Consider the following 9,319-nt stretch of genomic DNA (forward strand, 5'->3'; position numbering starts at 1 on the left):
GGTTGTTTCACACCTTGGGTTCTTCGATCTCGTCAGGCCATGGCCACCAGGATGCGGCGCGGCCCCTCGAAGGGCAGCCGCCCGTGCGCGGCGAGGAGGTTGTCCACCACCAGCAGGTCGCCCTGGCGCCAGGCGAAGCTGCGGCGCTGCGCGCGCAGCACCTCGCGCACGCCGGCCAGCGTGTCGTTGTCGATGCGCCCGCCGTCGCCGTAGTACGCCGCCATCGGCAGCCCGGCCTCGATGCGCGCATCGACCCTGGCGCCCATCGGCGTGTTGGAGGCGTGGAACAGGTGCGCCTGGTTGAACCAGACGCGCTCGCCGCTCAGCGGATGCACGCGCGTGGCCGGCCGCCGCTCGTGGATGCGCAGGCCGCCGCCGGGCTGCCATTCGCAGCCGATGTCCATCTCGCGGCAATGCGCCTCGACCTGCCCGCGGTCGGCGGTCTCGAAGGCCTTGCTCCAGGCGTTGTAGGGCGCGTGCGCCGGCGCGAGATTGCGCACGTACATCAGCCCGCGGCGCTCGAACTCCTCGACGATGGAAGCCGGCATCGCCTGCAGCACGCGCCGCGAGTCGGCCAGCGGCGTCTCGCCGCCCGCCTGCGGCGCGGTCGCGCAGAAGAAATACAGGCGCCCCGGCCAGCGCAGGCTGTACGACATCTCGTTGTGCAGCGGGATCTCCAGCTGCCTCGGGTACTCGGTCGAGGTGTAGACGCCCTCGTCCACCTTGCTGCGCGGCGAGGTGCCGCCCGCGTAGTCGCGCAGCTGCAGCGGCGCCATCGCCGCGACCGCGCGCCGGAAGTCCGCCGCCTCGCGCAGCGGAAAACCGCGAAACAGCAGCGCGCCGGCGCGCAGCAGCACCGGCTCCAGCCGCGGCATCGCCTCGCCGAACCAGCCTTGCGCGTCGGCCGCGCCGCCTGAAGCCAGTTCGGCGTCGGCATGGATGCGGTGCGGAAAGCCGTCATCGAAGTCTTCGGCCTCGCGCGCCTCCGCGGCCACGGTGCCTGCCATCGCCGCGCTCATGGCCGCTGCCCCAGGTACCAGTGGCGACCCACGATTTCGATCACGCGATCGACGTGCGGCGGCCGAAGGATCGACAGGTGATCGCTGCCGGGCACATCGAAGCTGCGCAGCCGGGGCTCGTGGCGGCGCCAGGCATCGAGGCCGACGGCCTCCGTCCCGTCGCCTGAAACCGCGCGCAGCAGCAACGCGAGGCCCGCGAACTCGCCCTCGGGTCGGTAGCCGATCGCGCACTGGCGGCAGAACATCTCCAGCACCGGCGAGAAGTCCGCGCGCCGCGCGCTGGGCGGCAGGAGGCGGGCGCGCCGCATGGCCTCGAAGACCGATGCCGTCTGCTCGCCGGCCGGCAGCGCGGCCAGCGTGCCGGCGTCGAGCCCGTGCTCCTTTCCGCCCTGCAGCCGGATCAGCGCCAGGTACTCGCGCAGCGCGTGGGCGCGGTCGCCGAAGCCTTCGGCGCGCGGCGCATCGGTGTCGACCAGCACCACCGGCGCGACCGTCGCACCGGCTCCGGCGAGTTGCCGCGCCGCCTCCAGCGCCACCCAGCCGCCGAAGGAATGGCCGATCAGGTGATAGGGCCCCTGCGGTTGCAGCGCGCGTATCGCATCCACATGCCGCCGCGCCGCCTCCTGCAGCGTCGGCGGCTCGCCCTCGCGACCCAGCAGCGCGGGCGCCTCCAGGCCGATGAAGCTTGCGTCGCCCGGGCTGCGCGACGCGAAGTCGAGGAAGGTGGTCGCGTTGGCGCCGGCACCCGGCAGGCAGAACACCTTGCGTGCCTGTGCGCCGCTGCCGCTCCTGATGGTCACCACCGCGCCGGGCGCCGGCTGGCGGCTGGCCATGGCCATGGCCGGCTTCGCCTGTGCGCCATCGAGCCGCGCGAGGATCGAATCGATCGCCCCGCCGACACGCGCCGCATGCCCGGCGTCCATCATGATGCTCCAGTGGTCGCCGCCGACGTGATGCACCTGCAGCCGGTTGCCCAGCACCGCGCTCCAGCCGTTGGCCGGATCGCCAGCGTCCCCGGGGAGTGCCGAGAACAGGTGCGCATCGATCTCCAGCGGCCGCGCGTGATAGCGGTGCGCCGCCGCGCGCAGATCGAACCACAGCCCCGCGCGCGCGTCGAACTCCGCCGGGCTCATGTCCTTCTTCAGCCACCCCTCGGCGCGCGCCAGCGCGATCGCGGCGGGCAGCCCGTCGGCGGCGAGGATGCGCTCGATCTCGCTCGCCTCCAGCTTGCGTCCGTAGTACTCGGCGAAGGCCACCAGCAGCAGCTTGCGGTCCTGCTCACCCAGCTCGGACACACCGCGCTCGCCCTCGCCACGGTGCCAGCTGTCGATGAGGCCGAGAAACTCGACCTGCCCGCCCGCCGCGATCAGCTGCCGTGCGACCTCGAAGGCCAGCACGCCGCCGGCCGACCAGCCCGCGAGCCGGTAGGGCCCCTGCGGCAACGCCTCGCGGATCAGGCGCGCGTAGCCGGCGGCCAGGTCCTCGTAGCGGCTTTCGCCATGCACCGCCGCGCGGTCGGCGCGAATGCCATAGAGGCCGATTTCCGGATCGACATGCCGCGCCAGCCGCTCGTACGACAGCACCTCGCCGCTGGGTTCGTGCACGAACACCAGCGCGCGCCGTGTGCCGCCGCCCTTGCGGATGGTCACCCACTGCGCGTTCGCACCCGCGTTCCCGTCCGCCACGTCCTCGCGCGGCTTGCCGATCAGCGCCGCCAGCGCGCCGAGCTGCTGCGCCAGCAGCACGTCCTGCAGCGCCACCTCGTAGCCCTTGCGCTTCAGCCCCTCGATGACCTGGAACACCATCAGCGAATAGCCGCCCAGGTCGAAGAAGTTGTCGTGGCGGCCGATGCGCTCGATGCCGAGCAACTCCGACCACAGCGCGGCGATGGCGCGCTCCGCCTCGCCCTGCGGCGGCTCGTAGCGGCCCAGCGCCAGGCCCTGCGCGTCGGGCGCGGGCAGCGCCTTGCGGTCGAGCTTGCCGTTGGGCGTGAGCGGCAGCGCGTCGAGGGGCACGAAGGCCGAGGGCAGCATGTATTCGGGCAGCTGCGCGGCGAGGCCCGCGCGCAGCAGTGCCGGATCGGGCGCTTCCGCACCGGCCACCACATACGCGACAAGCCGCCTGTCGCCGGGAACGTCCTCGCGCGCGACCACCGCCGCATCGCGCACGCCTGGCAGCCGCGCCAGCCGCGCCTCGATTTCGCCGGGCTCGATGCGGAAGCCGCGCAGCTTGATCTGCTGGTCGTTGCGGCCCAGGTATTCGAGCGTGCCGTCATCGCGCCAGCGGCCGAGGTCGCCGGTGCGGTACATGCGCGCCGGCGCATCTTCGGCAACGAAGGGGTCGCGCAGGAATCGCTGGGCCGTGAGCTCGGGCCGGCCCAGGTAGCCGCGCGCGACACCGGCGCCGCCGATGTGGATCTCTCCGGCCACGCCCACCGGCACCGGCTGCCCCGCCGCGTCGAGCACGTAGATGCGCGCGCCCGGCATCACCTGCCCGATGTGGGGGCGGCGCCCGTCGATCACGCCGCAGCTCGCGTCCACGCTGCACTCGGTGGGCCCGTACATGTTGAAGAAAAGGCGGTCGTCTACCGCGGCCAGCGCGCCCCAGGTGGCCGCGTCGATCGCCTCGCCGCCGAGCAGCAGCTTTCGCAGACTCGGTGCACGGCCTTGCAGGAGGCCCGCGCCCTGCAGCAGCCGCAGGTGCGAGGGCGTGCACTCCATCGCCTCGATGCGATGGGTTTCGAGAAAGCCGAGCAGCTCGTGCGCGCCGAGCCGGTCCGTTTCGGGCAGCAGGAACACGCTGCGGCCGAAAGCCAGCTGGCCCCATGCCTTCACCGCCATGTCGAAACCGAAGGAGGAGTTCCACGCCACGCGCCGGCAATCGGGCGCCGTGCCGTGCACGCAGGCTTCCATCGCCCGCAGGAAGAAGGCCACGTTGCGGTGCTCCACCATCACGCCCTTGGGCTCGCCGGTCGAGCCGGAGGTGTAGATCACGTAGGCCAGGTGCGAGGGCGTGAGGCCGACTGCGGCCGGGTCCAGGTTGGCGGATGGCGCCGAGGCCCACTTGGGCAGTTCGGCATCGAGCAGCACGCGCGCGCATCGTTGCGGCGCCTGCAGCCGTGCGTCGAGGCGCCGCTGCGTCAGCAGCACGGCCGCGCCGCTGTCTTCCAGCATCTGCGCGAGGCGCTCGTCCGGATGCACCGGATCGAGCGGCACGTACGCGCCGCCGGCCTTGAGCGTGGCCAGCATCGCCACCACCAGTTCGAGGCTGCGTTCGGCGCAGATCGCCACGCGGTCGTCGGGCTTCACGCCGAGCGCGCGCAGATGGTGGGCGAGGCGGTTGGCGCGCGCGTTGAGCTCGCCATAACCCAGGCTTTCGCCCGCGTATTCGATCGCCTGCGCGTCGGGCTGGCGCGCCGCCTGCTGCTCGATGAGCGCATGCACCAGCACCGGTTCGGCCGCCGCGGCATGGCTTTCGTTGAAGCCTTCCACGATCGCCGCGCGTTCGTCGGCATCCAGCAGGTCGATGCGGTCGACCGGCTGGCCGTCGTCGGCGACCATGGCGCGCAGCACCGCCTCCAGGCAACGCCAGTGGCGGCGCACCGTGGCCTCGTCGAACAGCGCGCTGGCGTAGTTGAGCTGGCCGGCGATGCCTTCGCCGTTCTCGCGCAGCTCCAGCGACAGTTCGAACTGCGCGCTGTCGGCGCCGCCTCCCAGGCTCTGCGCCTGCAGGCCGGGCAGCTCGAGCGCGGCCCCGGGCGTGTTGTGCCACGACAGCATCACCTGGAACACCGGGTGATGGGCCAGCGAGCGCGGCGGGTTCAGCGCCTCCACCAGCCGCTCGAAGGGCACGTCCTGCAGGCTCTGCGCCTGCACCGCCGTCTGCCGCGCCTGCGCCAGCAGCGCGCCCACGCTCGGGCCGCCCGAGATGTCGATCTTCAGCGCCTGCGTGTTGACGAAGAAGCCGATCAGCGGTTCCACCTCCACCCGGTTGCGCCCGGCGTGCGAACTGCCGATCACCACCTGCTCCTGCCCGGCGAGCCTGCCCAGCACCACAGCCCATGCCGCGAGCAGCGTCATGTAGAGCGTGGTGCCGTGGCGCTGGCCCAGCGCGCGCAGGCCCTGGCCGAGCGCCGCGTCGAGCTCGACCGCGATGTTGGCGCCGCGGTAGTCCTGCACCGGCGGGCGCGGCCGGTCGGTCGGCAGGTCGAGCAACGCCGGCACGCCGCGCAGCTGCCGCACCCATTGCTGCAGCTGCTGTTGCAGCAGCGGCCCCTGCAGCCACTGGCGCTGCCACATGCCGAAATCGGCGTACTGGATGGCCAGCGGCGGCAGCGGATCGGGGCGGCCTTCGCGGAAGGCGCCGTACAGGGCCGAGAACTCCTTCGCCAGCACCCCGCCAGACCAGCCGTCGGACACGATGTGGTGCATGGTCACCAGCAGCGCGTGGTCGTCGGGGCCCAGCGCGAGCAGCCGGCCGCGGATCAGCGGGCCCAGCGCCAGGTCGAAGGGCCGCAGCGCCTCCTCTCGCACGATGCGTTCCAGCGCCTCGTCGTCGATGCCGCGCCGGTCTTCATGCAGAAGCGCGAAGCCGCGCGGCGCGTCGATGACCTGCCGCGCCTCGCCCGCCATGCCCACGAAGCGGGTGCGCAGCACCTCGTGGCGCTCGACGATGCGGTCGAAGGCGGCCTGCAGAGCTTCCCTGTCCAGCGGGCCGCGCAGCCGCACCGCGTCGGGCACGTGATAGGCCTTGCTCGCCTCGGGATCGACCCGCGCGATGAACCACAGCCGCTGCTGCGCGAAGGACATCGGCAGCGGCGCCGAGCGGTCGGCGCGCGCGATCGCGCCCAGCGTGTTCTGGCTTGCCTCGGCCACCTCCCGCGCCAGGTCGGCGAGCCGCGGGTGGGTGAAGAGCACCGGCAGCGGCAGCTCCACCCCGAGCCGCTCGCGCAGCTGCGAGACCAGCCGCATGGCGAGCAGCGAATGGCCGCCGAGCTCGAAGAAGTCGTCGTCGCGCCCCACGCGCTCCATGCCGAGCAGCTCGCACCAGATGCGCGCCAGGGTGTCCTCGATCTCGCCCGTCGTCGCCTCGTAGCTGCGGTGGGCGAAGGCCAGGCTCTCCGGCGCCGGCAGCGCCTTGCGGTCGAGCTTGCCGTTGGGCGTGAGCGGCAGCGCGGCGAGCGGTACGAAGGCGCCGGGCAGCATGTGCTCGGGCAGGCGCGCGGCCAGTTGCCGGCGCAGTTCGGCGGGGTCGATGGGGTCGAGGGAGTCTTCGGTCGGCGCGCCGTCCGCGACGACGATGTAGGCGACCAGGCGTTTCTCGCCGGGCACATCCTCGCGCGCGACCACGGCCGCCTCGCGCACGCCGGGCAGTTCGCCCAGGCGCGCCTCGATCTCGCCCGGCTCCACGCGGTGGCCGCGGATCTTGAGCTGGAAGTCGTTGCGCCCGAGGTATTCGATCGTGCCGTCCTCGCGCCAGCGGCCCAGGTCGCCGCTGCGGTACATGCGCGCGCCTTCGGCGTCCGGGAACGGATCGCGCAGGAAGCGCTCGGCGCCAGGCGCGGGCTGGTTCAGGTAGCCGCGCGCCACCTGCGCGCCGGCGATGTGGATTTCACCCGCCACGCCGCGCGGCACCGGCCGGCCCAGCGCGTCGAGCAGGTACAGCCGGCAGTTGTCGACCGGCGTGCCGATGGGCGGCAGGTCGTCCCAGTCCCGGGCCGGGCCCGCCAGCGTGTGGGTCGTGACCACGTGGCTTTCGGTCGGGCCGTAGTGGTTGTGCAGCCGCGCCGCGCCACCGCCGTCGAACAGCCGCCGTATCGCCGGCGTGATGCGCAGCTGCTCGCCCGCGACGATCAGGTCGCGCAGCGCCGGCGGCAGCGCTTCCCCCTGCTGCGACCACAGCTCGCCCAGCGCATGGAGCGCGATGCAGGGCAAAAAGAGCCGCTCGATCCCCTGCCCGGCCAGCCAGCCGGCCAGCGCGGGCAGGTCGCGGCGCAGCTCCTCGGGCACCGGCACCAGCGTGCCGCCCGTGGCCAGCGTCGAGAAGATTTCCTGGAACGCGACGTCGAAGCCCGGCGCCGCGAACTGCAGGGTGCGCGCCGCGTCCGGCAGCTGCTCGCGCTGCCAGGCCAGCAGGTTGGCCAGCGCACGGTGCGGCATCGCCACGCCCTTGGGCACGCCGGTGGAGCCGGAGGTGTAGATCACATACGCCAGGTGGTCGCCGCGCAGGCCCATCGCATGCGCGTCGGGGCGCGGCGCGGCGGCCTGCGCCCATGGCGCCCCGGCGATGTCGTCGAGCAGCACGCGTTCGCAGGCCGGCGCAGCGGCGAGGCGGTGCAACAGCCGCTGCTGCGTGAGCAGCACGCGCGGCGCGCAGTCGGCGAGCATGTGCGCCAGGCGCCCGTCGGGCAGCGTGGGGTCCAGCGGCACGTAGGCGCCGCCGGCCTTGAGCGTGGCCACGATGGCGATCGCCGCCGCCGCGCCGCCGTCCAGGCAGATCGCCACGCGCTGGTCGGGCACCACGCCCAGCGTGCGCAGATGCCGGGCCAGCTGGTTCGCCCGCGCTTCGAGTTCGCCATAGGTCAGCCGCCCGGCGGCGGATTCCAGCGCCGGTGTGGACGGATCGCCGTCGGCCCGGCGCTCGAACAGCGCGTGCACCAGTTCGCCTTCGGCAGCGTGGTCGCGGCGTGTGCCGTTGAAGCCGCGCAGCACCTGTTCGAGCTCGGCCGGCGGCAGGGTCTCGATGCGGTGCATCGGCGTGTCGGGTGCCCGGTCGAGCGCGCGCACCAGGTTGCCGAGGGTTTCGCGCATCCAGCCGGCGATGCGCGCGGCGTCCACGCGCTCGACGATCTCGGCGGTGATGGAAAAGTCCTCGCCATGGTCGTCCACGTGCAGCACGAAGGGGTAGTTGGTGCGGTCGCGGCTTTCCAGGTGATGGATGCCGGCGATGCCCTGCCCGCCTTGCGCCGCTTGTTCGCGGCTGTGGCGGTAGTTCAGCAGCGCCGAGAACAGCGGCGTGTTCGCGGGCAGGCCGCTGCAGCGCTGCGCGAGCGTCAGCGATGCGTGCTCGTGGCGCAGCAGTTCGGCAAGAGCCGCGGCAGTTTCGTCCAGCGCCTCGCCCGCGCCGCGCCCCTCCAGCCGCACGCGCAGCGGCAGCGTGTTGATGAACATGCCCATGGCGCGGTCGGCGCCCGCGCCGCCCTGCAGGCGGCCCAGCAGCACGGTGCCGAACACCACGTCGCCGCCGCCGTTGCCGCTGCATCGCGCGAGCAGCTGCGCCCAGGCCAGGTGGAACACGCTGGCCGCGCTGGTGCCGCGCGCCCGCGCCGCGCGGCGCAGGTCCGCGCACAGCGCGGGTTCCAGCCGCAGCCTCGCCTGCACCGCGTCGCTGCCATTGCCCTGCACGTCGAGCAGGTCGAAGGGCGCGGTCGGCTGCTCCACATCGCCCAGCATCGCGCGGAAGAACTGCTCGTGCTCCGCCTCGCGCGCGCCCAGCCGCGCCTGCGCGACGAAGTTTCGGAAAGGCACGGGCGGCGGCAGTTCCGCGCGGCGGCCCTGCATCACCAGGCCGACTTCCTGCGCCAGCAGCTCCAGCGTGACGTGGTCCATCGCGAGGTGGTGATGCAGCATCTGCAGCAGCCAGCGTCCGCGAGGTGCGTCGAACGCCGCGAAGCCGCGCATCATCGGCGCGCGCCGCACGTCGAGGCGGTAGCGCGCCGGGTCGGCATGGGCCTGCAGCCGCGTCCGCACATCGCTCTCGCTGCCGCCGTCACCGGCTTCCAGCATTTCGATTTCCAGCCGGGCACGCCGCCACACCACCTGCACCGGCTCGGGCAAGCCATCCCATTGCACCGCGGTGCGCAGCACGTCGTGGCGCGCGATGGTTTCGTCCATCGCGGCGACGAAGCCGTCCAGCAGCTCGCGGCTGTCGAAGGCCATCAGCAGCCGGGTCAGGTAGGCGTCGCCCTGCTGCAGCAGCAGGTGATGGAACAGGATGCCCTCCTGCAGCGGCGCGAGCGGATAGATGTCCTGCACGTTGCCCGCGCCGCCCGGCGTGGCGGCCACGATGCGGTCGATCTGCGCCTGCTCCAGCCGCACCAGCGGCAGCATGAGGGGCGTGATGCGGGGTGTGGTGCGGGGTGTGGTGCGGGGCTCGTGCGGCTGCTGTTCCCGCGCAGCTGCGTCGCCCTTCGCGGCAGCCCAGCTCAGCAGCGCCTGCTTGTGCAGTTTCAGCGAGGCCATCACGCCCGGCGTCAGCACGCCGCGCGGCGCCTTGAGCACCAGCTCGCCCTGCTCGATGCG

At 73.0% G+C, this 9,319-nt stretch carries 1 protein-coding gene and 1 pseudogene; both read right to left on the reverse strand.

The genetic code is table 11. The annotated features are described in order from the left end of the window. Nucleotides 1–32: 32 nt before the first annotated feature. On the reverse strand, nt 33–1,019 hold the full coding sequence (locus tag EJP67_RS06570) for a TauD/TfdA family dioxygenase (protein WP_126020812.1): 987 nt from the start codon (nt 1,017–1,019) through the stop codon (nt 33–35). Nucleotides 1,020–1,057: 38 nt separating this feature from the next. Continuing rightward, nucleotides 1,058–9,142 (reverse strand): annotated as a pseudogene (locus tag EJP67_RS06575) (non-ribosomal peptide synthetase); the annotation flags it as partial. Between the last annotated feature and the right edge of the window lie 177 nt (nt 9,143–9,319).

Origin of the sequence: Variovorax guangxiensis (genome assembly GCF_003952165.1) — a bacterium.
Lineage (GTDB): Bacteria > Pseudomonadota > Gammaproteobacteria > Burkholderiales > Burkholderiaceae_C > Variovorax > Variovorax guangxiensis.

What these genes read in the sequence shown, in the direction of transcription:
- EJP67_RS06570 (WP_126020812.1), bottom strand. Translation starts at nt 1,019, where the DNA reads ATGAGCGCGGCGATGGCAGGCACCGTGGCCGCGGAGGCGCGCGAGGCC.